A 1,585-nucleotide genomic window follows, 5' to 3' on the forward strand; every position below is an offset into this window, starting at 1 on the left:
CTCAGTCCAACAAGCGATTATGCAACACAAACTGCGTGTCGCATAAATACTAAAATGTTAGGTTACTAATGAGTACAGATATAGAACCGATGTATATTGATTGCGGTAAGCATGGAAAGCGAGTGGCTGCCGTGCTATGTGGTCATCTTGTCAAACCTGAGGGAGAGCCTCTCGGTTTCATTGAAAATTCAAGCGTTCCAAATGATCTTCAAGCTTGGTGTTATCAATGTGAGGCTGTTTTTGAGGAAGAGGACGGCATGACAGAAAGATTCAGAGAGTTTAATCAAATGTCAGTCGTATGTGTTAACTGTTACGAACAAGCAGCACAGTATCACAATGTAGATTGAGGTTCGTAACCTAACAAGCTGTTTAAAATGGACGCCTTACTGCTTGGCTGGCGCTCATTCTTCGCTAAGTTTAGCCAAGCGTAATCCGCCTATTAACAGGGCGTTAGCTGTACAGGGAAATATGGTTAATCCATCGAACTTCAGAGACAAAATCATTACTGAAATCTCAATTAAATATGTTTGGGATGGTTCATTGCATTCGGCAATGATCACAGTAAGTGACCAAAACGGTCTCGGACAAACTTATAAATTAAATGGTCTACTTGAGTTCAATATATATGATGACTTTGGCACCATGCATATTTCTCAAGTAAAAATGGTTAATATTGGTGAGCAAATTTATCTTTCGCTAGATCCATTTGATGAGTTAAATGGAATTGCTGATTACGATAAAGACAATATTTGGTTCCAATTTACAAGTATTGAGATGTGTTAAAAGTACAGCTAACAAGTTACTCAAAAGGACGCAAAACGCTTGGCTTGTGCTCCTTCGTCGCTAATTTTAGCCAAGCATTTATGCGCCCATTAGTAAGGCGTTAGGTCTCTAGAGAATTCCTCATGCAATTGGTTATAAAAATAATTTCAATTTTACTCTTTCTTCAAATTTTAAACGTTAATGGAGCTGACGTGGAACCAGAACCAGAATATATAGAATTGTCTACTGATACTTGGGTTTTAACTTTACCAGAATCATGGAAGCCTGAAGCTATCGAAGGTGGGGTTAGAGTCGATTCAGCGGATGAGGTTTTTTCGATTTATGTATCCACATACAATGTTGATACTCCTACCAGTGGCTGGGCACAAAGGGATATCGAAATAGTTAAAAACTCCAAACATTCAGATCCAGAGAGTGATTTTAAATACATGCAAGAAACAGTAGATTTAGACTCAAATATCCAATCTTTTATTCTTGATGCATATGACAAAAAGAACAGCTTTCGAATTTATACGCAGCACTTTCGAATGGGCAATAAACTTGTTACTTTTTCTATTCATGATTATTGGTGTCAGTCTTATAAAAAGTCTGTTAACTTTACAAAAGACTTACTAAAAGGTTTTAAAATCAAGACCTAACAAGCGCATTAATGAATGGACGTCTAACGCTTGGCTGACGCTCGTTCCTCGCTAATTTTAGCCAAGTATTATCCGCCCATTATGCGGGCGTTACTGATTAAATACTCTAACTCATTAATTAGATGGTACGCCCCACCCATTAGCTAAACTCATAGTGTTGGCTA

The 1,585-nt window shown here is 37.9% G+C and carries 3 protein-coding genes; all 3 read left to right on the forward strand.

Annotated features, from left to right (window positions below):
- Nucleotides 1–68: 68 nt before the first annotated feature.
- The 3 genes from VRK28_RS08580 to VRK28_RS08590 all read left to right on the forward strand — a co-directional run bounded on the left by VRK28_RS08580 (nucleotide 69) and on the right by VRK28_RS08590 (nucleotide 1,421).
- The gene (locus VRK28_RS08580; RefSeq protein WP_055022527.1) at nucleotides 69–347 is read left to right on the forward strand and encodes a hypothetical protein; all 279 of its coding nucleotides are present in this window, start codon (nucleotides 69–71) and stop codon (nucleotides 345–347) included.
- A gap of 121 nt (nucleotides 348–468) precedes the next feature.
- Nucleotides 469–783: a hypothetical protein gene (locus VRK28_RS08585; RefSeq protein ID WP_332393750.1), complete on the forward strand. Its 315-nt coding sequence runs from the start codon at nucleotides 469–471 to the stop codon at nucleotides 781–783.
- 191 nt (nucleotides 784–974) lie between these two features.
- Nucleotides 975–1,421, forward strand: a complete 447-nt coding sequence (locus VRK28_RS08590) for a hypothetical protein (protein WP_332393751.1) — start codon at nucleotides 975–977, stop codon at nucleotides 1,419–1,421.
- The last annotated feature ends 164 nt before the right edge of the window (nucleotides 1,422–1,585 follow it).

The organism is Pseudoalteromonas sp. P80D2 (genome assembly GCF_036680945.1).
GTDB lineage: Bacteria > Pseudomonadota > Gammaproteobacteria > Enterobacterales > Alteromonadaceae > Pseudoalteromonas > Pseudoalteromonas shioyasakiensis.